17 protein-coding genes and 2 pseudogenes are annotated in these 21,450 nt (G+C 71.0%); 5 read left to right on the top strand and 14 right to left on the bottom strand.

All coding sequences use genetic code 11. The features are described from left to right. The first annotated feature begins 408 nt into the window (after positions 1-408). Positions 409-963 (top strand): serine aminopeptidase domain-containing protein, encoded by a 555-nt coding sequence (locus tag KUM44_RS32075; protein WP_308402778.1) that lies wholly within the window; start codon positions 409-411, stop codon positions 961-963. Positions 964-1,032: 69 nt separating this feature from the next. Then, complete coding sequence (locus KUM44_RS32070) at positions 1,033-3,894, top strand: CHAT domain-containing protein (RefSeq protein WP_217213263.1); 2,862 nt, start codon at positions 1,033-1,035, stop codon at positions 3,892-3,894. A gap of 170 nt (positions 3,895-4,064) precedes the next feature. On the opposite strand, the gene KUM44_RS32065 is transcribed toward KUM44_RS32070, so the two are convergent. The 3 genes from KUM44_RS32065 to KUM44_RS47730 form a co-directional block, all read right to left on the bottom strand. Further along, entirely contained in the window at positions 4,065-4,754 is a 690-nt protein-coding gene (locus tag KUM44_RS32065) for a DUF6338 family protein (RefSeq protein ID WP_217213262.1), read from the bottom strand. A 3-nt stretch (positions 4,755-4,757) separates the two neighbouring features. Continuing rightward, positions 4,758-5,201 (bottom strand): hypothetical protein, encoded by a 444-nt coding sequence (locus KUM44_RS32060; protein ID WP_217213261.1) that lies wholly within the window; start codon positions 5,199-5,201, stop codon positions 4,758-4,760. Between the two features lie 150 nt (positions 5,202-5,351). Continuing rightward, on the bottom strand, positions 5,352-5,477 hold the full coding sequence (locus tag KUM44_RS47730; protein WP_374202094.1) for a hypothetical protein: 126 nt from the start codon (positions 5,475-5,477) through the stop codon (positions 5,352-5,354). A 526-nt stretch (positions 5,478-6,003) separates the two neighbouring features. On the opposite strand from KUM44_RS47730, the gene KUM44_RS32050 reads away from it, so the two are divergent. Then, a complete protein-coding gene (locus KUM44_RS32050) occupies positions 6,004-7,002 on the top strand; it encodes an RNA polymerase subunit sigma-70 (RefSeq protein WP_217213260.1) in 999 nt (332 codons plus the stop codon). 445 nt (positions 7,003-7,447) lie between these two features. Here the strand turns inward: KUM44_RS32050 and KUM44_RS32045 are convergent, their stop codons facing one another. The 7 genes from KUM44_RS32045 to KUM44_RS32015 all read right to left on the bottom strand — a co-directional run bounded on the left by KUM44_RS32045 (position 7,448) and on the right by KUM44_RS32015 (position 15,570). Continuing rightward, positions 7,448-8,455: a Ku protein gene (locus KUM44_RS32045; protein ID WP_217213259.1), complete on the bottom strand. Its 1,008-nt coding sequence runs from the start codon at positions 8,453-8,455 to the stop codon at positions 7,448-7,450. A gap of 227 nt (positions 8,456-8,682) precedes the next feature. Continuing rightward, positions 8,683-10,422, bottom strand: coding sequence for a VanW family protein (locus KUM44_RS32040; RefSeq protein ID WP_217213258.1), 1,740 nt, complete (start codon positions 10,420-10,422; stop codon positions 8,683-8,685). Between the two features lie 524 nt (positions 10,423-10,946). Then, the gene (locus KUM44_RS32035) at positions 10,947-12,089 is read right to left on the bottom strand and encodes a DUF475 domain-containing protein (RefSeq protein ID WP_217213267.1); all 1,143 of its coding nucleotides are present in this window, start codon (positions 12,087-12,089) and stop codon (positions 10,947-10,949) included. A gap of 7 nt (positions 12,090-12,096) precedes the next feature. Further along, positions 12,097-12,492 (bottom strand): universal stress protein, encoded by a 396-nt coding sequence (locus KUM44_RS32030; protein WP_062724219.1) that lies wholly within the window; start codon positions 12,490-12,492, stop codon positions 12,097-12,099. A gap of 18 nt (positions 12,493-12,510) precedes the next feature. After that, on the bottom strand, positions 12,511-13,995 hold the full coding sequence (locus KUM44_RS32025; protein WP_217213266.1) for a tripartite tricarboxylate transporter permease: 1,485 nt from the start codon (positions 13,993-13,995) through the stop codon (positions 12,511-12,513). Positions 13,996-14,029: 34 nt separating this feature from the next. Further along, positions 14,030-14,569 (bottom strand): tripartite tricarboxylate transporter TctB family protein, encoded by a 540-nt coding sequence (locus KUM44_RS32020; protein WP_217213257.1) that lies wholly within the window; start codon positions 14,567-14,569, stop codon positions 14,030-14,032. Beyond that, positions 14,566-15,570 carry a tripartite tricarboxylate transporter substrate binding protein gene (locus tag KUM44_RS32015; protein ID WP_254390436.1) on the bottom strand — a complete coding sequence of 335 codons (1,005 nt, stop codon included), beginning with the start codon at positions 15,568-15,570 and terminating at the stop codon, positions 14,566-14,568. The genes KUM44_RS32020 and KUM44_RS32015 overlap by 4 nt, the downstream gene beginning before the upstream one ends. Before the next feature lie 97 nt (positions 15,571-15,667). On the opposite strand from KUM44_RS32015, the gene KUM44_RS32010 reads away from it, so the two are divergent. After that, positions 15,668-17,515 carry an ATP-binding protein gene (locus tag KUM44_RS32010; protein WP_308402777.1) on the top strand — a complete coding sequence of 616 codons (1,848 nt, stop codon included), beginning with the start codon at positions 15,668-15,670 and terminating at the stop codon, positions 17,513-17,515. A gap of 13 nt (positions 17,516-17,528) precedes the next feature. Next, a complete protein-coding gene (locus KUM44_RS32005) occupies positions 17,529-18,212 on the top strand; it encodes a response regulator (protein WP_217213256.1) in 684 nt (227 codons plus the stop codon). A gap of 23 nt (positions 18,213-18,235) precedes the next feature. Here KUM44_RS32005 and KUM44_RS32000 read toward each other — a convergent pair whose 3' ends face one another. From KUM44_RS32000 to KUM44_RS47725, 4 genes and pseudogenes are all read right to left on the bottom strand, one after another. After that, complete coding sequence (locus KUM44_RS32000; RefSeq protein ID WP_254390434.1) at positions 18,236-18,538, bottom strand: DUF1876 domain-containing protein; 303 nt, start codon at positions 18,536-18,538, stop codon at positions 18,236-18,238. Between the two features lie 354 nt (positions 18,539-18,892). Further along, positions 18,893-19,981 carry a rod shape-determining protein gene (locus KUM44_RS31995; protein WP_217213254.1) on the bottom strand — a complete coding sequence of 363 codons (1,089 nt, stop codon included), beginning with the start codon at positions 19,979-19,981 and terminating at the stop codon, positions 18,893-18,895. Positions 19,982-20,374: 393 nt separating this feature from the next. Further along, positions 20,375-21,040, bottom strand: a pseudogene (locus tag KUM44_RS31990) (carboxyl transferase domain-containing protein); the annotation flags it as partial. A gap of 158 nt (positions 21,041-21,198) precedes the next feature. After that, positions 21,199-21,450: pseudogene (locus tag KUM44_RS47725) on the bottom strand (hypothetical protein); the annotation flags it as partial.

The raw sequence follows: 21,450 nt of genomic DNA, 5'->3' as shown, positions 1-21,450 counted from the left end.
CGGAGCCACCTTCGCCGAGCCGAACCACCCGTACACCGCCCAACTCCTCGCGTCCGTACCGGGCGACCCGAGGTTCCGCCTCGACGACGAGCCCGCCAGGACGTGAATCGACCGGACGCGGTGCGGCTTCGGCGGCGGCATAGGGCTTCGGCCCGTACCGACGATGAATGTCCACGAAGGAGAGGAACCCCAGCCGGCGCGCGGCTGGGGTTCCTCGAGGTGGGGAGTGCCGGTCAGCAGGTGGGGTCGCGTACGCCGTAGACCGCTCGTCTACGCGTCGGCGGACCGCACCACACTCTTGGTCCGGTCGGGGTCGTCGCGGACCAGGCAAGGCGGGCAAGGCCGACTCCGGCCTGTCCCCGGTCACTCTCGGCCGGGTGAACGTCGAGGGCGGCCCCGGCGGCAGCCCTGAGGCGACCCTGGGCGCCAAGGCAGCCGTTCGGTACGTCGACGAGAAGCTCGGCGGCGCCCGTCCTGGGCCTCACCGCCTGCGGTGGCGCGCAGAGCCCGGGCTCGGCCTCCGCCGGTGCCGGCGCGGCCGACTCGTCAGCCGCCGCGGACACCAAAGGCTTCGAGCCCGCTCGGACGCCGTTCGACTGGCTCAGCCGTGACCCCGAAGCCGTCGACGCCTACCTCGCGGACCCGCTGTGCGGCTCCAGCCTCGACGCCGAGGGAATGCGACAGGTCGCCGTCGCCTCGGCAGCACTCGCGCAGCCCCAGGGCATCCCGGCGCACCTGCCTGTCTACGTCCTGGTCGGCGACCGGGACCCGCTCAACGCCGGGCTCACGCTGAGTGACCTGCTCGTCGACCGCTACCGGCAGGCCGGCCTCACCTACCGCATCTACCCCGAAGCGCGGCACGAGCTGTTCAACGAGACCAACCGCACGGAAGTCGAGGGCGACCTGCTGGCCTGGCTGGAGCGGGTACTCGCGCACATCGAGAACGGGCGGGTGCTGCCGTGAGCGTGCCAACGGGATCTGCGCACCAAATCCAACGAAGTCGTACCAGGCCTTCCGCCTATTGTGGCCCTCATGTGGTCGGGGATGGTGGCGCTGCTCAATGGGTTCGTTGTGCTGCTGCTGGGGTTGGCGGGAGATCGCCACATCGACCGGTGGATGCGCATGTCGGGGATCATGGGCGGGACGGTGGGTCTGATGACGGTGCTGTCACACCCGATGCCGTACCCCTGGGTCGAGCCGGCCGCGCTCACCATGGCGACGGCCGGCTTCTGTCTGAACTGGCTGCGGTCCCATCGGACTTATCTTCGCCGGCGCGAGAACCCCGCGCTTGACCCGGCCGCGGCCTCCGAAGCGAACCGGTCGGGCCGCATTTCCCTGCGGGGCTTCGATCTCACCGGCAGGGTGGAGATGCTGGACGAGGGCATCGAGAAGCTCCGGCTGGCTGTCCGGGCCAGCGTGGGTGAACCGGCCCGGATCGAGTACGCGGCAAATCTGGTGATGGCGTTGCGTGGCAGGTACGAGCGACTCCGAAACGGGGACGACTTGTTCGAGGCCATCGCGACAGGCATGGAGGTGGCCAAGGCCGAGTCCGCCCGCGAGCCCCGCCGAGGCGTTCTGCTCTCGCAGTTGAGCTGCGCGCTACGGGTGCGCCACGACCACTTCGGGGACGCCGCCGACCTCGATGAGGCGCTGGACATCAGCCGCGAGGCCGTGCGCGTCGCGTCCCGGGCCTACCGAGGCGACCGCATCACGTGCCTCGGCGAGCTGAGCGCCGTACTGCGCAGCCGGTACGAGCGCACCCGGCGCACAGCCGACCTCGATGAGGCCATCGCGACCCTGGAACTTGTCATGGCGACCACACGGTCGGGAGACCGACCGTACGTGCGGGTGGTCGATCTGACCACGCTCTGCGGACTGCTCGTCCAGCGCTACCGGACGACCGGGCAGTGGGCCGACCTCGACCAGGCGCTGGCAGTCGGCCGACAGGCTGCGCAGCACATGCCCGCCGACCACCGCCTGTACGACACCTGTCTGAACAACCTCGCCCTCGTGCTGCGTGTTCGTTACGCGCACACTCCGAACACGGCGGAGCTGGAGGAGGCCATCGGCCTGGCCCGGACAGCCGTCGGCAACGTTCCCGTCGACGACCCTGCCCGCGCCGGTCACCAGCTGAATCTGGCACTGGCCGTGCACACCCGCTACCGGGCCTCTCACCGGCTCGCCGATCTTGCCGATGCGCTGGCACAAGCCCGGGACGCGACGAACAGCCCAGTGGCCGACATCCCGGCCCGGGTGGCCGCCGGGATCGCATGGGGCGACATCGCTGCCTCAGCCGGGGAGTATCCCGAAGCGGTGGAGGCCCTGGAGGCCGTGATCGAGTTGCTGCCGCGGCTGGCGGCGCGCGAGCTGCGCCGCAGCGACCAGGAGTACCGGCTCGGCCGATGGTCCGGGATCGCGGCCTCCGCCGCGGCCTGCGCCCTTGCTGCCGGACAGCCCGAGAAGGCCGTGACGCTGCTGGAACAGGGGCGCGGGGTGTTGCTCGCCCGCGTCCTGGACACCCGCGCCGACCTCACCGCACTGCGCCGGCACCATCCCGGACTCGCCGAGGAATTCGAGGAGTTGCGTGACGCACTGGACGATGCGCACGCCCCCGAGCCGCTCCTCGGCACGGACGAGGAGCTGACCATGGACGAGGAGGGGACCTGGAGGGATCCGGTGCAGGACGGCGCCCTGGTCCGGGGCACCGACCGGGACCGGCAGACGCGGCGCGCGCTGGAGGCCCGCTGGGACTCCCTGCTGGAACGCATCCGGGCCCAGCGCGGCTTCTCGGCCTTCGCTCGCGGCCCGGAACTCGCCGGGCTGCTCGCTGCCGCGCGGGAGGGACCGATCGTCCTTCTGAACGTCAGCACGTACCGGTCCGACGCGATCATCCTGGAGCCCGGCGGTGTGCGGACGGTTCCCTTACCGGCCCTCACGTTACGAGCGGTTGAGGAGCAGGTGCGGAAGACGGTGGACGCGGTGCGGCCTGAGCACCTGCTCGACCTGGGCCGACAGCAGCGTTTCGCTGAGGTGCTCGCCTGGCTGTGGGACGCAGTGGCCGAACCGGTGGTGGAGGCTCTGGGGCTGCACCGGCCGCCGCAAGGGGGCGAGCTGCCGCACGTGTGGTGGGTACCGACCGGGCCACTGGCCCTGTTGCCGGTGCACGCGGCGGGTTATCACGACACCCGCGATCACCCGGATCCCAAGACCTTGCTGGACCGGGTTGTCTCCTCCTACGCGCCCACCGTTCGTGCCCTGCGCGGCGCTCGGGCGCGGCGGCCCTCCCGCACCAAGCCCCGCCCCCTGGTCGTCGCCCTGCCCGAGACTCCCGGTGCCACGCCACTCAGCGGCGCACTGGCGGAAGCCGACGCCGTGCGGCGCCTCTTCACGGGGGCCCGGGTGCTGTCCGACCGAGAGGCGGTCGCCGAACGCGTTCTCGCCGAACTGCCCCGCTCGCCCTGGGCTCACTTCGCCTGCCACGCGGTCACGGACCCTGATGCGCCGTCCCGGGGTCGCCTGCTGCTCCACGACCACCAGCGGCGTTCGTTCTCCGTGGCCGACATCTCACGGCTGCGGCTACCGAACGCGGAACTGGCCTACGTCTCCTCCTGCTCAACCGCCCAACCCGGTCATCGTCTCTTCGACGAGGCGATCCATCTCGCCTCGTCCTTCCAACTCGCGGGATTCCGACAGGTGGTTGCCACGCTCTGGCTCCTCCAGGACCGCGTCGGCGTGGAGTTCGCCACGCGGATCTACCAGCACCTGGCCACCTCGGCCACCTCACGCGGAGCGGTGGATGCCGCCACCGCCGTGCACCGGGCGACACTCACGGCACGTGACCGGTACCCGAACTTCCCAGCACTATGGGCCGGTCACGTCCACGTGGGTTCGTGACGCCTCACTGGTCGGCCGGCGGTCTCTGGTCAGGGGCCACCTGCGGGGCCGCTTGCTGAGCCGGAGGTTCCGACGCGCTCGCGGGTCCGGCCGGGCCCTGATCGGGCTCCGGTATCTGGTCGCGCGGTGTGTAGCCTCGCAACTCGCCGGATTCGGCGAGCAGTTCCAGCTCATGAGGGGTCAACTCGGGCAAGAGGTACCTCCCTGCGTGTCGCTGAGTCCGGTCCGGGCCGGTCCGGCGGGTGGATGAGTTCGACGACATCGGCGTCGGCTGCGCGGATGTACAGGCCGGCGGTGCGCTCCACCCGGTCGGCGAAGCTGCCGTCGGAGTTCATCCGCCAGGCGGATTCGAGGAAGAGTTCCGACGGCTCGGGATAGGACGTCGCGTAGGACCGGGATCCGTACCATCCACCGAGCCACGTCCCGTCCTTCAGACGGACACGCACGAAACACGAACCGCGGTGCCGGAAAACGTGATCCCACGCGCTGGGTGCCGCCCGGTACCGCGTGGGCAGCCGACGGCGCTGCCACACCGACGCGCACCCGGCCGCCGCGGCGGGTACGGCGATGAAGAGCACCAGAGCCAGCAGACCGGCGAGGCGCGGCTGTTGGACGACACCGTCCCAGCCGGCCCGCCCGTCCCCGCGAACCGCGCGTACCAACGGCGGACCAAGCACGATCGCGTAGAGCGAGTCCAGCAAAATGGACGCCGTCACAGCTCGCAGGACCCGCTCGCCCAGATTGCTCTCCCGGGCCACCGGTCCGCGCAGGCGCTCCCGCAGGAACTGATAACTGACCCCGGGCAGCACGAGAAGCACCAACAGGAACGCCTGCAATGCGGTGGAGGGAGCGTGGCCCATGGCTCAGAAACCTGACAGGTCGTGCCGGTCGTATCGAACCGTGGTGGCCCGCCGATGGCCGCGCACCGCCAGTACGCCGAGGAGAAGAGCGGCTGTCGCACAACCGATGACCAACCACGACCGCATGGTCTGTGTCCATGCGATCAGCTCGTCCGTCCACCACACGGTGAGAACCACGCCGACAGTCCCCGTCCCCATCCACATCCACGGAACCAGCGGATTCTCACGGCTCGTGGCGATTTCGGCCAGCAGCAGCAGCCCTGCCGCCAGGAATATCAAGGCGTTGAGCAAGGGCTTGCCACCCTCACTGCCGAAGAGAATCCCCTCGCCGATCACCACGAAGGCGACAGCGAGCAGTGCCTTCAGCCGGACGCGCCCGCCCCGGGGCAGAAACAGCACGACCACGGTGACGATCGCCGTAGCGAAGGACGACCACGACCAGTTCACGTCCTGCCCTCCTGCGCCTTGTTGCCGGCCCAGTCTGCCGGACTGCCATGCCGGGCCGACATGGTTCGGGCATCTTCACCCCCAACGGCCGGGACGGGTCCCGACACCGCCCGATGCGCACGGGGTCGCCGATCTTCTTCTCCAACCGGGTTACGGCATCGGCGGCTTCGGCCAGCGGTACGACAGTGGATCGACGGCGATCACGGGCGCGGCCTCGACCAGGCGGGCGATCCGGACGCCGTGCGCGCCCAAGCCGCCCACGCCCCAGATCCCCACCGACTGTCCTGGCCGGACGGCGCCGGTCTCCACGATGGCGGAGTACGGCGTGGAGACCGCGTCCGGGATGACCGCGGCCTGTTCGAGGGCAGGTTGCCGGGGCTGCGGACGAGCGTGTCATCGATTCCCGGCAGAGCAGGCCGCGCAGGCAGAGTTCGCACCGTCCGCAGGGCCGGCCGGCCTGGAGCAGGACCTGGGTGCCGGGGTCGGTCTGCCCCCGCGCCCAAGGTGGTCGGCATCCCGCTGGTGGAGAACACCAGGCGGGCCGGGCGGACCTCGCGGTCGGGGGTGACGATGTTGCGCGCGCAGGCCGTGTGGTCCTCTTCCGACGGGACCGGCAGGTGGACGAACACGCCGTCGGCAGCGCGGTACGCCTCGGTCACACACCGATCGCTGAACCACCTCGTCGACCTGATCCTCGTTCTCCACCACCCTGGTGATCGTTCTCCACCACCCTGGTGATGAGTTTTCGCGCCCGCACCCGTCACACCTACGGCGGGACACGACGAGGCGGAAGGATGACGTGATGAGTGCGGACACGCGGTTGGAGGAGCTGGGCGTGAGCGGGCTGGGTGAGGTCGACGAGCCGGCGTTCTCGGGGATGGCGGAGCGGCACCGGCGGGAGCTGCACGTGCACTGCTACCGGATGCTCGGGTCGTTCGAGGACGCCGAGGACACCGTGCAGGAGACGTTCCTGCGTGCCTGGCGGCGGCGGGAGACCTTCGAGGGGCGGTCGACGTTCCGGGCCTGGCTGTACCGGATCGCCACCAACGCCTGCCTGGACCTGCTCGCCAAGCGCCGCCCGGAGCCCGCGACCGGCGGCGAGGTGCTGTGGCTGCAACCCTACCCGGACCGGCTGCTCGACGAGCTGCCGGCGGGCGACGCGGACGAGCCGGAGACCGTCGCCGTCGCGCGGGAGACGATCGAGCTGGCGTACCTGGTCGCGGTCCAGCACCTCGCGCCGCGCCCGCGGGCCGTGCTGATCCTGCGGGACGTGCAAGGCTGGCCGGCGAAGGATGTCGCGGAGCTCCTCGGGGACTCCGTCAACTCCGTGAACAGCGCGCTACAGCGGGCCCGCGCCGGTATGCGGGAGCACCTGCCCGCCGAGCGCCAGGACTGGACCGGCGGTGAACAGGACGCCGGGACGCGCGAGCTGGTGCGCCGCTACACCGACGCCAGCGTGGCCACGGACGTCCCGGCGCTGGCCTCGATGCTGCGGGACGACGTCCGCTGCTCGATGCCGCCCACGCCGGGCCTGTACGTCGGCCGCGACGCGGTGGTGAAGGACTGGGTCGAGAGCGGCTTCGAGGGCATGAAGGGCCTGCGGGCCGTCCCCACCTCCGTGAACCGGCAGCCCGCCGTCGCCTTCTACCTCTGGCAGGAGCAGGAGGGCGCCTACCTGCCGCTGACGATCGACGTCCTGCGCGTCACCGGCGGGGCGATCACCGAGATCGTCACGTTCCACGACGACCGGTTCCCCCTTCTCGGGCTGCCGGAGCGCCTGCCGGCGGACGGCACGGAGTAGTCCCGGGGCGGACGCTCACGCCGCGCGGGGGGCGGTTGCAGCCGGCGCTGCGCGACCAGGACCGTCACAGGCCGGTCAGGGCGACGAGGGCTCTCCGCGCGCTGACGTCGCTGGTCCGGTGCCGGACGCAGTCCGGGCGGGCGGAGTGCCTGCGAGATCGGGCGGGAGACCTCCGCCTGTCCGTCCCTGAGCCGACCGACACGGGCGCGCCCTCGGCGACCAACTGGACAAGGCCGATCAGCAAGGGCCGTTCGGCGTCCCGGGGCGCGTCGGTAGGTCTCGCCCAGCAGCACGCGGACCGATTCCCACGCCGTCGCGGCGACTCCAGACCCTGAGCGACCTGATCACCACCGCCCGCCTCACGGCCCGCACCCGAGCCTGGTCATCGAGCAGGGAACGGCCCCGCTCGGCCTCCGGTCCGGGTGTGATCCCGTCGTACGGCCGGTCAGGCGGCGCTCTTCCCGCGGCGGCGGCCGGCGCGGGCGAGCGCGTCGACCAGTTCCTCCCGGCTCATCTTCGAGCGGCCCGTGATGTTCTGGTCGCCGGCCCGTTCGTACAGCTCCGACTTGCTGAGCTTCCGTAGCTCGGCCTTCGAAGGGGCCGAAGGGGCCGAAGGGGCCGAAGGGGCCTTCTTGCCGCCGCCACCGGTTCCGCCGGCCTGCTCCAGGCTCGTCTCAAGGACCGTCATGAGATCGATGACGTTGGTCGCCTCGGGCGCCTCCTCGGCGAAGGCGACCTCCTCGCCCTCGGCCTTGGCCTTCACGAGCTCCCGCACCTTTTCCTGGTAGGTGTCGCGATAGCGGGCCGGATCCCAGGGCGCGCTGAGCGCGTCGATCAGCTGGACCGCCATGTCGTGTTCCTTGCCCTTGCTCCTGCCCTTCCCGGTGCCCTTGGCCGCGCGGCCCGAGGGCAGGTCGGGCAGTTCCTTGCCCGGGTCGCGGACCTCGTCGGCCCAGTGCAGGGTTTGCAGCACCAGGACCCTGTCCTCCGCGCGCAGGGCGGTCAGGTACTGCTTGCCGCGCATCACGAAGGTGGCGATCCCGACCTTGCCGGCATCCGCGAGGGCTGCGCGCAACAGCTCGTAGACCTTGGCGTACTCCTTGCCGCGCGGTCCGACGTAGTAGGTGCGGTCGAAGTAGACCGGCTCGATGTCGGCCAGGTCCACGAAGTCGCCGATGTCGATGGTCCTGGAACGGCCCGGCGCGATCTCGTCCAGCTCGTCCGGCTCCACGACGACGTACTCGCCGTCGGCGGCCTCATAGCCCTTGACGATGTCCTCGCTCGCCACTTCCTTGCCGGTGCGCTCGTTGACCCGCCGATTGCGGATCCGGTCGGCCGTGTCGCGCTGCAACTGGTGGAAGTGGACCGTGTGATCCTCGATCGCGGTGAACAGCCCGACCGGAACGCTGACCATCCCGAAGGTGATCACACCGGTCCAGATCGCACGTGCCATGACCGACCACTCCCATCCCGCCGACCCTCACGGGCACAACCGGAACGAGTACCCCTGCCGGCCCACTCCGCCACACGGCGGCGGCGCGCTGGGCTCCCGCGTCGTACGGGCGGTCGGCGGTCGCCCGCCGTGGCTTTCACCACGGCCGGCCCCGGCCCCGACCGACTCCGTCGGCTGCGCGTGGTTGATCGGTCTCAGGAACGGCGCGACGCCGCCCCCTCGGGGCGTCACTCGCAGACGATCTCGTCACGCGGGGTGTAGTGCGTGCGGAACGGCTCTCGCTTCACCTCTCGGCCGTCGGCGACGAAGACACGCTGCACGGTGACGTCGAAGCCCTCCAGCGGGGTCTGCGGTACGCACTGTTCGTCGGAGTTCACCTTCTTCTCCGGCTGCTTCACGTTCGTGCGCGGCCCCGTGATCGACTCGATCTCGTCGTACTTCTTGGTGCCGAAGAGGGTGATGGTCACGGAGGTGTCGGTGGACTCGGCCTGGATGTAGATCGCGTTGCCGGAGTCGTTGGCGAACCGCAGGTCCAGGCTGCCCCAGGCGACCGTCGCCTCGCGGCCCTCCGGGTAGCGTTCGATGTAGAACGAGTGGGCGCCGTACTCCACGGGCTTGACCCCGGCGAAGAACATGGCGTTGAACATGGTCGTGGCCACGGCGGAGACACCGCCGCCGGGTGCCTTGGTGAACTCGTCGTTGAGGATCATGATGCCGTCGACGAAACCGTTGGCCTCGGTGCGTTCGCCCACGGTGCGGTTGAAGCTCCAGGTCTTGTCCGGCATGACGACGGAGCCGTTGATGAGTTCCACCGCCCGGCCGATGTTCCGTGTGCGGTACGGCGCCGCTTCGAAGTTGACCGTGAAGGACGACATCTTCTCCCGCAGCCCCAGCCGCGCGGCGTTGTCGCCGGTCACCTGCGGCTGGATCACGTGCGCGTCCACCTCGCCGGTGCGGGCGGTGCCCGACTTGGTGAGCAGGGGCAGTACGGCCTCGCCCAGCGCCTCGTCGGTGATCCTTACGCCGGGCCTGGCGTCGTCGGCCGCCACGACCCGGTCGCCGGCCAGGCTCAGCGTGGCGTTGCGGGGCTCGGCGGGCAGGCCGAACAGGTTGCGGGCCACGACGGGGGAGGTACGCAGGGCCTTGGCGTCGAGCTGCGGGGTCAGCCTGCCCTTGTCGTCCGGCCGCATCGTCAGGTACTCGCCGAGGTCGTCCGGGGAGATCGTGAAGCGCCGGTCGGCCGCCGCGAGCCTGATCGGGGCCGACATGGCCGGCTCCGCGAAGTCGCGCACCGCCCGACGTACCTCCGCCGCCGTGACCTCGGGTTTCGTCTCCCGGGCGGGCAGGGCGGTGACGGCGCCCGCGTCGCCGCGCAGGAAGGACTCGCGCAGCGGGGCGACGGCGGCGTCGGTGTCCAGCGCGTAGCCGTTGTGCGGGGCGATCTGGCGGACCTCGCCGTCCGAGAAGCCGACGGCGCCGTCGCGGACCTTCTGGTCGAGTGACTTCGCCACCTTCCTGAGGGCGGCGTGGGCTTTGTCCTCGTCGACGCGTACGACGGGCTGGACGGGGCCGCCCGAACGGAACAGCCCGCCGATCACGGTGAACGGATCGGCGGCGTGGGTCCGCGCCGCCCGGTCGACGGTCGCGGCGAAGTCGAAGGTGATGCCGGCCTGCCGCGGGTCGACGGCGCCCTCGCGGTCACCGACGGTCACCGCGAGGTCCCGCGCACCGGCCGACCCCAGCCGCTCCTCCAGTTTCCGGACGGCCTCCGCACGGCTCAGCCCTCCGATGTCCACCCCGCGTACGGTCGTACCCGCGTCTATGTCCCCGCCCGCCAGCAGCAGCCCGGCCAGATACAGGCCCCCGACACCGACGGTCAGAGCGCCGCCGGCCAGGGCGAGGGGCGGAATCGCGGCGATGCGGGGAGCGGAGGGGTTTCGCGGAGCGGTGGATACGCGCAGGCGCATGGGTCTCCCAGGCGGACGATCGACAGGACAACGCGCCCGATGACGCGACGCTGTGCGCGAGGCAAGCACATCCAGCTAGCCATAATCGGGCGAAAACGCCTATGTCGCAGACCACGTCTGCCCCAGATCACGCGCACGCCGCAGCCGCACCCGTCCCGGGGGACCTGGTTGGGGGCACCCTGAGCCGGCCGCCCGGGCGGATTCTGCCGGGCTTGGTGAGGTGGAGGGCACACGGGAGTGGGCTTGCTCACTCTGTCCTCGTTCCGGTGCCCGAGCCGGCGGCCGGGTGCGGGGCGGCAACCGCCCGGTGGTGGCTGAGGCCTCGTCCCCGGCCGCGGGTCCGGCTGTGCCCACCCGTTCCGCCCTGCGGAACGACTGCCCACAGCCTGGCGGCGCCTCCTTGCGCGAGGTGTGGCGTGGAGGTCGCTGCTCACGTCCTTGGACCGTGCCTCGTTCAGCCCTGTGGAAGGACTGTCCATGGCCTGGTGGCGTCTCCTGCCACGGGACGGGGCGTGAGCTGCTGCTCACCTCCCCGACCGCACCTCCCCCTTCTCCTCCTCAGACGCCCCGGCCGCCGCCTCCGCTGCCAACACCCGGTTGCGGCGTACGGAGGCGAGGAAGGACGCGGCGATCAGGACGACGCCGATCAGGCCGGTGATGATCTCGCTGATCTGGTGCTGGATGGTGATCAGGAGGATCGCGGCGAGGGCGCCGATGGCGTAGTGGGCGCCGTGTTCCAGGTAGACGTAGTCGTCGAGGGTGCCCTGGCGGACCAGGTACACGGTCAGCGAACGGACGTACATCGCGCCGATGCCCAGGCCGAGGGCCATCCAGAAGATGTGGTTGGTGATGGCGAAGGCGCCGATCACGCCGTCGAAGGAGAAGGACGCGTCCAGGACCTCCAGGTAGAGGAAGAGGAAGAACGCGGCCTTGCCGGCGAGGGCCACCGGTGAGATCGGCCTGCCTTCCGCCCTGGCCTTCTTCTTCGCCTCTTCCTCCTCTTCCTCCTCCTCTTCGATCTTTTCCTCGAAGTGGGACGAGAGGCCGCCGACGACGAGATACGTGATCAGGCCCGCCACGCCGGACAGCAGGACCGTCGCCGCCTTGTCCGCGTGCCCGGTGCTGACGTGGGCGTGGGTGGCGAAGGTCATCGCCGTCGTCAGCAGGGCGACGAGGGCGACGCAGACGGACAGCATGTCGATCTTGCCGAGTTTCGCGAGCGGGCGTTCCAGCCAGGTCAGCCACTTGATGTCACGGTCCTCGAGAATGAAGTCGAGGAAGATCATCAGCAGGAACATGCCGCCGAACGCGGCGATGGCCGGGTGGGCGTCCGTGACCAGGTCCTGGTAGCGGTCGGGGTCGTCGAGGGCGAGCTGGACCGCCTCCACGGGCCCCACCTTGGCGCTGATCGCGACGATCACCACCGGGAAGACCAGCCGCATCCCGAACACCGCGATCAGAATGCCGACCGTGAGGAAGATCCGCTGCCAGAAGGCGTTCATCTTCTTCAGGATCCCGGCGTTGACGACCGCGTTGTCGAAGGAGAGGGAGATCTCCAGGATCGAGAGGATCAGGACGATCCCGAAGGCCTCCCAGCCCCACTGCCACGCGGCGAAGGCCAGGCCGACCACCGTGACGGCGAACGACCAGCCGAAGGTTCGCAGCATCGTCATCTCAGCCCGCCGCCTTCACGGCGAGAACCGGACAGTCCACGCCCAGCAGGATCTGCTGGGCCGCGGACCCCATGATCAGTTTGCCGACGGCACTGCGCTTGCGCAGGCCGATCACCACCAGCGACGCGTCCGTCTGCTCCACCAGGTCGATGATCTCGGCCGCGGCGTCACGGGCGCCGAGGACCTGACGGATGTCGAAGTCGACGCCCAGGGCCGCGAGATCCTCGCGCACATGGGTCAGATCGGGCTCCTGGGCGAAGCGCGGATCCACCAGGGCGTCACCCCTGGTGGTGTTCACCACCAGCAGTTTCTCGCCGCGGCGGCGGGCCTCGTCGATCCCCGCCCGCAGGGCCGCCTCGCCCTCGGGGGAGGGGACGTAGCCGACCAGGATGGTCATCTCTGCACTCCAGACGTCTCAGGCGGCGGCGTTTCGCGCACGCAGGGGACTTACCACGAAACGGCGAACCAGCGGCCACAGCAGGACCAGCGCGATCACCGCGTAGACCGAGTACGACACCGGGCCGCCCACCAAACCCGACAACTCGCCGCCGGACAACTGAAGGGAGCGCCGGCCCTGCAACTCCGCGCGCGGACCCAGGATCACCCCGACGATCAGCGGCAGCACCGGCAGCCCGAAGCGCCGCATGGCGAAGCCGAGGAGACCCAGGGTGAGAAGGAGGAACAGGTCGAGGGGCTGGGCGTTGACGGCGTACGCCCCCATCGACGCGAAGAACAGGATCCCCGCGTACAGGTACGGCCTGGGAATTTGCAGCAGCTTCGCCCACGCCGGGGCCAGCGGGAGGTTCAGGAGCAGCAGGAGCAGGTTGCCGATGAAGAGGCTCGCGATCAGGACCCAGACCAGGCTCGCCTCGCGTTCGAAGAGCAGAGGGCCGGGCTGGATGCCGTACGACTGGAAGGCCGCCAGCATCACGGCCGCCGTGGCGTTGGTCGGCAGGCCGATCGCCAGCATGGGGACCAGCGTGCCCGCCGCCGACGCGTTGTTCGCGGCCTCCGGGCCCGCCACGCCCTCGATCGCGCCCCTGCCGAACTCCTCGGGGTGCTTGGTCAGCCGCTTCTCCGTGGCGTACGACAGGAAGGTCGGGATCTCCGCCCCGCCGGCCGGCAGCGCACCGAACGGGAACCCGAACGCCGTGCCGCGCAGCCAGGGCTTCCAGGACCGCTTCCAGTCCTTCCCGCCCATCCACGGGCGGCCCACCGGGATCACCTCGGCCGGCTTGCGCCGCAGATGCGCGGCCACCCACAGCGCCTCGCCGACCGCGAAGATGCCGACCGCGACCACGACGACGTCGATGCCGTCGGCCAACTGCGGTATGCCGAGGGTCAGTCGCTGCTGGCCGGACACCGAGTCGATGCCGACCAGACCGATCGTCAGGCCCAGGAGCAGGGATATGAAGCCCCGGATGCGGGACGAGCCCAGCACCGACGTCACGGCTATGAAGGCCAGGAGCATCAGCGCGAAGTAGTCCGGGGCGCCCAGACCGACCGCGAAGTCGACCACGAACGGCGTGATCAGGACCAGCAGCAGTGTGCCGATCGTGCCTGCCACGAACGAGCCGATCGCCGCCGTGGCCAGGGCCTGGGCCGCGCGGCCCGCCTTCGCCATCTTGTTGCCCTCGATCGCCGTGACCACGGACGAGGACTCGCCGGGCGTGTTGAGCAGGATCGAGGTCGTCGAGCCGCCGTACATGCCGCCGTAGAAGATGCCGGCGAACATGATGAACGCCTGCACCGGCTCCATGCCGTAGGTGACCGGCAGCAGCAGGGCCACCGTCATCGCCGGGCCGATGCCCGGCAGGACGCCCACCGCGGTGCCGATCACGACGCCGACCAGGGCGAGCAGCAGGTTCAGCGGATCCATGACGTCCGCGAAGCCCTGCATCAGGTTGTTCAGGTTGTCCGTCACGGGCCAGGCCTCACAGGATTCCTTGCAGGACACCGGCGGGGAGGTTCACGCCGAGTCCTATCGCGAACGCGTAGAAGGTCGTGAGCGAGAGCGTCACCGCGATCAGCAGGTTGCGGAAGTAGTGGCGGTTGCCGAGCGCGAACGCCGTGCCCCAGAAGAGCAGGGCCCCGCTGATCACCCAGCCGAGCCGCTCGATGAGCAGGGCGTTCGCCACGAACACCGCGATCAGCAGCAGGACGGTGCGCCAGTCGCTGCCGCTCGACAGGTCGACGTCCTCGCCGCCCTCCGGCTCACCGCGGCCGCCCCGGGCCACGTCCACGGCGTACAGCGCCGCGAGCAGCAGGAGCAGGCCGCCCAGGAGCAGCGGGACCGCGCGCGGGCCGACCGGGTCGGTGCCGCTGGTGATGTGCGGGATGCCGAGGGCGTCCACGATCACGGCGGTGCCCAGCAGGGCGAGGAACACGCACACGCCGTACTGCGCGCGGTCCCCGCCCTCCCGGGGCGGAGGGGAGTCCTCCACGGTCCGTTCGTCCTTCACCTCGGAGCTCATGCGAGACCGAGCTCGGCCAGGATGTCGGCGACCGCCTTGTCCTGCTCGGTGAGATACGTGCCGAAGTCCTCGCCGGTGACGAAGGAGTCGACCCAGCCGTTCTTCTCCAGCTGTTCCTTCCACTCGTCGGAGTCGTGCATCCTGGTCAGCGAGTCGACCCAGGTCTTCTTCTGCTCGGCGGTGATGCCCGGAGGGGCCACGATGCCGCGCCAGTTGGTGAAGACCAGGTCGATGCCCTGGTCCTTGAGCGTGGGAGCGTTCTTGAGCGCGTCGATCGGCTTCTCGCTGGTCACCGCGAGGACCCGGACCTGACCGGCCTCGATCTGGTCGAGGAACTCACCGAAACCGCTCGCCCCGAACGCGATCTTGTTGCCGAGGATCGCCGGCAGCAGCTCGCCGCCGCCGTCGTACGAGACGAAGTTGACGTCCTTCGGCTTGATGCCGACGGCCTTCGCCAGCTGCATCGGCAGGAGGTGGTCGGGCCCGCCCGGCGACGAACCGCCACCCACGGCGAACTTCTTGGGGTTCTCCTTCCACGCGGTGACGAGGTCGTCCATCGTCTTGTACGGCGAGTTCTTCGGCACGACGATCGCGCCGGCCTCCTCGATCAGCTTGGCGATCGGCGTGGTGTCCGTCAGGGTCGCCTCGGACTTGGAGGTGTACGAGGCTCCGACGACACCCAGGCCCATCTGCATGGCCATCTTGCCGTTGCCCTTCTCGTTCACCAGGCGCTGGAGGCCCACGGTGCCGCTGGCGCCGGGCAGGTTGAACACCTGCACGCCGGAGGCGACCTTGGTGTCCTGCATGACCTGGGTGACGGTGCGGGCGGTGAGGTCGTAACCGCTGCCCGGGGTGTTCGGGACCATGAGGCGCAGTCCCGTCACAGGCTTGCCGTCCCCGCCCCCGCCCTCCTCCTTGTCGGCGGTGGCGCCACAGGCGCTGACCGCGGCCATCGACACGGCGGCAAGAGCTCCGACAACTGCGGCTCGTCGAGTTCTCATGGCTCATCTCTTTCGCTCGGCCCGTTCCGGCGCCATGATTGTGCGATTCCTGAGACACCCCGTCTCGGTTCTGTGACCATTGAAGGTTGAGTTCATAGTGGTCATAACGGCACGGCACAAACGGAGCCAGACGCTCGCCGGTGAGCTGCTCGTATGGCAGCTCGCCATTGTCGTGATCGTGCTGGCCGCCGTGGCCGCGGTGTCGCTGGCGCAGTCGAAGGCGACCTTCGACCGGGTCGAGGGACGCCGGGTGACCGCGCTCGCCGAGGAGCTGGCGGGCAACCCCCTCGTCCGCACCCAGCTGGTGCGGCCCGCCCCGGCCGAGATGCTCGCGCCGCTGCTCCAGTCCACGCTCACCCGGTCCGGCGTCACCTCCGCCACGGTCTCGAACGCCGGCGGCGAGATCGTCGCCTCGACCAACCCCACACTTGTCGGCACCCGGATGCCGTCCGACGGCCCGCAGGTCACCGGCGGCCGCGGCTGGTCCGGCGAACTGCCGGTGAACGGCGTCACCGAGCTGGTGGCACAGGCGCCCGTGCTCGGCGCGGAGGACGGCCACGCCGGGGACCACCTCGGCACCGTGATGATCGGACGGGCCTCGCCGTCGGTCTGGCAGCGGCTGGTGGGCGCCTCGTCCTATCTGCTCGTCTACCTCGGTGTCGCCAGCGTCCTCGGGATCGCCGGCTCCTGGCTGCTGGCCCGGCGGATCAAACGCCAGACCTTCGGCATGGAGCCGCGCGAGATCGCCGGGCTCGCGGAACACCGCGAGGCGATGCTCTTCGGGATCGCCGAGGGCGTGGTCGCCCTGGACCCGCAGCAGCGCCTCACGCTCGTCAACGCCGTCGGCCGCGGGCTGCTCGACCTGCCCGAGAACTGCGTCGGGATGAGCCTGGCCGACCTGGGCATCGAGGGCCGGCTGTACGACGTCCTGGCCGGGACGCCGCGCGAGGACGAGCCCGGCGACCGCGCGCGCCGGGACGAGGTCGTCGTCCGCCGGGGCCGGGTCCTGGTGATGAACCGGATGGACGTCACCAAGGACGGCCGCCGCCTCGGCTCGGTCACAACTCTGCGCGACCGCACCGAACTCGCCCAGCTTGAGCGGGAGTTGGGCTCCTTCCGCAGTACCACCGAGCTGCTGCGCGCCCAGGCCCACGAGTTCTCCAACCAGCTGCACACCATCTCCGGGCTCATCCAGATCGGCGAGCACGACGAGGTCGTACGGTACGTCCGCGCCCTGCGCAAACACCGCGATTCACTCGACCTGAACCTCACCAGCAGGGTCCGCGACCGGGCCGTCGCCGCGCTGCTCATGGCCAAGTCGGCGCTGGCCGCCGAGCGCAAGGTACGGCTGAAGATCTCCGAGCGCACGGCGCTGGACCGGCTGGAGCCGACCGACTCCGCGGACGTGGCGACCGTCCTCGGCAACCTCGTGGACAACGCGATCGACGCGGCCGCGAGCGGGGCCAGGGGGTGTCTTCTGGATCAGGCCGGCTGCAAGGAAGGGTGCGTAACAGCCAGGCCGAGCGGGGTCTGGTGCGTGCAGCCGCAAGGCGACAACGCGGCTGGGGGTCCCCCCTCCGGGGGAGTGCGTGCCGGACCCCGCGACGCCGGCGTGATCCAGAAGACACCCCCTGGGGCGGAGGACGGCGAGCCCGAGGCGTGGGTGGAGGTGGAGCTGCGCCAGGACGCCTCCAGCGTGGAGATCGTCGTACGGGACTCGGGTCCGGGCGTCGCGCCCGAGCTCGCGCAGGAGGTGTTCCTGCACGGGTTCACCACCAAGGCCGCACAGGGCGGCGACCGGGGGATCGGCCTGGCCCTGACCCGGCTGGTGTGCAAACGCCGGGGCGGCGAGGTGTCGGTGGCCAACACGCCGGCGGGCGCCATGTTCACCGCCCGGATGTCCGTCGGCCGTCCGGCCGACCGATTGACGGAGGGGGTCACATGACGGAGAGAGCCCGATGATCGATGTGCTGATCGTGGAGGACGACTTCATGGTGGCGCGGATCCACCGCGGATTCGTCAACGACGTCGACGGGTTCCGGGTGATCGGCACGGCGAACTGCGGGGAGCAGGCGCTCGCCGCGGTCGCCGAGCTGCAACCCGACCTGGTGCTGCTCGACCTCTATCTCCCCGACATGTTCGGGCTGGAGATCATCCCCCGGCTGCGCACCGCCGGGCACGACTGCGACGTCATGGTGATCAGCGCGGCACGCGAGTCCGACGCGGTGCGGGGGGCCGTACGCCAGGGGGTCGTTGACTATCTGCTGAAGCCGTTCGACGCGGACGACCTGCGGGCGCGGCTGGAGCGGTACGCGGCGCGGCGCAGCAACCTCTACACGGCGGTCGTCAGCGGACAGTCCGACGTGGACCGGGCGCTGGCGCGGGGCGCGGTACCGTCCGCCCCGGCGGCCACCCTGCCCAAGGGCATGAGCGTGGAGACCGCCGAGCTGATCGAACGCGAGCTGCGGGCGACCGACGGCAGCCTCTCCGCAGCGGAGTGCGCGGCGCGGCTCGGGGTGTCACGGGTGAGCGCCCGGCGCTATCTGGAGCACTTCAGCGTCACGGGGCGGGCGGAGGTGTCGCTACGGTACGGCCAGGCGGGCCGCCCGGAACGGCGGTACAGCTGGGTCGACAGACCCTGAGGCCCCTGAGGGCTCCAAGGGCCCTACGGCCTCTCCCACGCCCGGCTGCCGCCCTGGTCGACCGGGCCGGCCAGGTCCACGATGTCGTCGGAGGCGATGTCGTGCAGCCTGATCGCCAGGTCCTCCAGGGCGCGGCTGGCGGCGAGCTCGTCGCCGATCTCCGGGATGGGCCGGTCGATCGGATTGCGGTGGGCCACGCCCCGGCCGGTGACGGTCGAGGTGTCCTCGGACGCGTCCTCGGTGGTCAGCACGGCCTCGGCGCGGGTGTCGTCGCCGTCCTCGGTGATGTGGATCCGGACGGTCCAGTCCTTCTGCTTGTCTGCCATCGAGATCACTTCCGTACGGGTTGAGGGCCCTACAGATGAGCGTGCGCCTGTTGCCGGGCCGGGTCCAGCGCAGGCCGGCGGCACGCTCTCAGGGGCGGTCTCATCCGGGGGAAGCAGCCGCGCGCCCATCCGCTCCTCCCGCGGAGGCATGACAAGTGCCTCCGTGGGCACGATGTGCCGAAAGGTTGCGGAGAGAAGGCTGGTCGCAACGGACCCGAGATACGAGGAGGGCGCCATGAACCGCCAGACCCACGTTCGCGTTCGTGTCACCCGCCGGCCCGCCGCTCCCCGTGACACCAGGGGCGAGATCGACCGGCGCACGCCCTCGGGGCGGATTCTGCCGTACTAGCCGGCTCAGTCGGTCAGATCCAGATCCAGATCCCGATCCGGGTCCGGGTCCGGGTCCGGTTCCGGGGCCGAGGCCAGCTCCATGGGCTCGATCCTGCCCTCCAGCATGGTGCCGAGGCCCTGTACGGCGCAGACGTCGGGGCGCTCGGCGATGTGCACGGGCATGCTGGTGGCCTGCCGCAGCATCTCGTCGAAGCCGGGCAGCAGCGCGCTGCCGCCGACCATCATGATCCCGCGGTCGGCGAGGTCGGCGACCAGATCGGGCGGGCAGTCGCGCAGCACCTTGCCGATGCTGTCGAGGACGGCCGTGAGCGGGGTCTGGATGGCGTCCCGTACGGCGGCGGTGTCGACCTGGACGGAGCGGGCGAGGCCGGTGCAGACGTCCCGGCCGTGGATCTCGGTCGAGGCCGGGCCCTGGGAGGTCAGCCCGTTGCCGGACAGGGCGAGCTGGAGCGGGCGTACGTTCTGGCTGGGCAGCATCAGCTCGTGCTGGTGCCGCAGGTGCTGCACGATCGCGTGGTCCACGGCCTCGCCGCCGACGCGGATGCGCTCGGCCGTGACGATGGCGCCGAGGGAGAGCACGGCGACCTCGGTCGCGGCGGCCCCGCACACCATGATCATGCTGGCCTCGGGCTGCTCGACGGGCAGTCCGCACCCGACCGCGGCCGCGATGAGCGTGTCGACGAGCTCGACGCGCCGGGCGCCCAGGCCGACGAGGGTCTCGATGGCGGCGCGCTGGGCGAGCGGGTCGGCGTCGTGCGGCGTGCAGACGGCGGCCCGCAGGAAGGGCTTGCGGCGCAGGGCGCGGCGCATCTTGTCGCCGAGCAGGTGCCGCAGCATGCGCTGGGCCATCTCGATGTCGACGACGGTGCCACCGGAGACGGGCCGTACGACACGGATGTAGTCCGGGGTACGGCCGGTCATCCGCTCCGCGAACTCGCCGACCGCGATGAGAGCGCCGGTTCGGGTGTTGACGGCTGCGGCGGAGGGCTGATCGACGACGAGACCGGTGCCCCTCACATAGACGCGGGTCCTGGCCGCCCCCAGGTCGACGGCGAAGTGGCAGCGGCGGAGCTGCTCCAGCGTGGCGGTCATGGGGGTCCTCCCGAAACGCAGACCATGGGTCCGCCGGGTGGGTGGCGGGCCTCGCTTGGGGTGTGGGGTCGATGTGTGCGGGGGCCGCCGTGCGACGGGCCTCCTTGACACCGATCGTGCGGTCTGCCCAGTGGGGGGCGCCTTTTGGAGGGGGCCGGGTGGGGTGCGGCTGAATGGGGGTTTTCTCCTGATGGGGAGTCAGGCGGGCGTGTCGTGGGTGGGAGAGCGTGGGGATTCGGGTATGGGCTGGGGCTGATCGCGAGCGGGGCGGGAGAGGGCTTGCCCGGGCAGGAGTCTGCGGCAGCAGGGTGTGAGGGTGCGGGAGCGGCCGGGAGTGGCCGGAGCCCTGCCGCTGAGACGCCCGCCGGGCAGCCTGTCGGAGTGGAGGTGCCGTTACAGCGTGTCCTCGCTCGACGGCCCGCCGACGACGCCCCGGATCACCCCCAGCTCCGCCAGGTCCTGCGGCCGGATCCGCAGCTGGTCCGCCGTCGCCTCCACCTCATGCGGCCCTCGCTTGAGGATCGCCGCCGCCGACTCCGGTGCGATGACGGAGAAGTAACTGTCCGGCGTGGCCCAGGTGTTGCCGGGTGCCGCCAGGGCCAGCGCCCCGCCCGAGCCGCCCTCGCCGATGACCAGCGTGGTGATCGGGACACGCGCCCCGGCCACCGCCCCGAACAGGTCCGCGATCGCCGCGCCCACGCCCTGCCGCTCCGCCTCCGCGTCATTGGCGGCACCCGGCGTGTCCACCAGGGTGAGCACCGGAATGCCGAGCCGGTCCGCGAGCCGGATCAGCCGGGCGGCGGTCCGGTAGCCCGCCGGGCGGGTCGCCGTGCCGGTCTGCGCGGCGTACGCGACCGTACGGCCCCCGTGCGCACCGAACCCGCAGAGCATCCCCTCGGGATCGGCGCCCCCGCACCGGTCGCCGCTGATCGAGACGCGGCGCTCGAAATAGGCCGCCAGGTACGCCTCCGCGCGCGGCCGCCGAACCGACCGGGCACGCTGAACAGCGTCCCAGCCGGTGGCCGGGAGGTCCCTGGCGCCAAGGGGGGAGGGGGGTGGGGGCGCGGCTTCGTGGGCCGGGGGTGTCGGCCCGGGTTCCTCGGGCGTCACGGATGCCGCCCCGAAGGTCCCCGCCGCAGGCCGCCCGGCGAGGTCGAGGGGCGCCCCTTCTGACAGGGCGGGCCCGGCGGCGGCCTCAGGTGCCGGGCGTCGAGCCGTCAGGCCGGAAGCGTCCGGAGGGGTGGCTCGGGGAGTGTCCGGGGTTGGTGGTCGGGGGGCGTCGGGGGTTGTCGGGGTGGAAGCGTGGGGAGTGGTCGGGCCGGAGGCGTCCGGAGGGGTGGCCTGGGGGGTGTCCGGGGTTGGTGGTCGGGGGGCGTGGCCCAGGTGTTGCCGGGTGCCGCCAGGGCCAGCGCCCCGCCCGAGCCGCCCTCGCCGATGACCAGCGTGGTGATCGGGACACGCGCCCCGGC

It is taken from the genome of Streptomyces sp. AC550_RSS872, from assembly GCF_019049285.1.
GTDB lineage: Bacteria > Actinomycetota > Actinomycetes > Streptomycetales > Streptomycetaceae > Streptomyces.
The sequence above is the reverse complement of the archived record's forward strand: the minus strand, read 5'-3'. Positions and strand labels throughout refer to the sequence as shown.

Excerpts from the sequence above, each read along its gene's own strand:
- KUM44_RS32070 (WP_217213263.1), top strand. The coding sequence starts at position 1,033 with ATGTGGTCGGGGATGGTGGCGCTGCTCAATGGGTTCGTTGTGCTGCTG.
- KUM44_RS32065 (WP_217213262.1), bottom strand. The coding sequence starts at position 4,754 with ATGGGCCACGCTCCCTCCACCGCATTGCAGGCGTTCCTGTTGGTGCTT.
- KUM44_RS32050 (WP_217213260.1), top strand. The coding sequence starts at position 6,004 with ATGAGTGCGGACACGCGGTTGGAGGAGCTGGGCGTGAGCGGGCTGGGT.
- KUM44_RS32045 (WP_217213259.1), bottom strand. The coding sequence starts at position 8,455 with ATGGCACGTGCGATCTGGACCGGTGTGATCACCTTCGGGATGGTCAGC.
- KUM44_RS32040 (WP_217213258.1), bottom strand. The coding sequence starts at position 10,422 with ATGCGCCTGCGCGTATCCACCGCTCCGCGAAACCCCTCCGCTCCCCGC.
- KUM44_RS32035 (WP_217213267.1), bottom strand. The coding sequence starts at position 12,089 with ATGCTGCGAACCTTCGGCTGGTCGTTCGCCGTCACGGTGGTCGGCCTG.
- KUM44_RS32030 (WP_062724219.1), bottom strand. The coding sequence starts at position 12,492 with ATGACCATCCTGGTCGGCTACGTCCCCTCCCCCGAGGGCGAGGCGGCC.
- KUM44_RS32025 (WP_217213266.1), bottom strand. The coding sequence starts at position 13,995 with ATGCAGGGCTTCGCGGACGTCATGGATCCGCTGAACCTGCTGCTCGCC.
- KUM44_RS32020 (WP_217213257.1), bottom strand. The coding sequence starts at position 14,569 with ATGAGCTCCGAGGTGAAGGACGAACGGACCGTGGAGGACTCCCCTCCG.
- KUM44_RS32015 (WP_254390436.1), bottom strand. The coding sequence starts at position 15,570 with ATGAGAACTCGACGAGCCGCAGTTGTCGGAGCTCTTGCCGCCGTGTCG.
- KUM44_RS32005 (WP_217213256.1), top strand. The coding sequence starts at position 17,529 with ATGATCGATGTGCTGATCGTGGAGGACGACTTCATGGTGGCGCGGATC.
- KUM44_RS32000 (WP_254390434.1), bottom strand. The coding sequence starts at position 18,538 with ATGGCAGACAAGCAGAAGGACTGGACCGTCCGGATCCACATCACCGAG.
- KUM44_RS31995 (WP_217213254.1), bottom strand. The coding sequence starts at position 19,981 with ATGACCGCCACGCTGGAGCAGCTCCGCCGCTGCCACTTCGCCGTCGAC.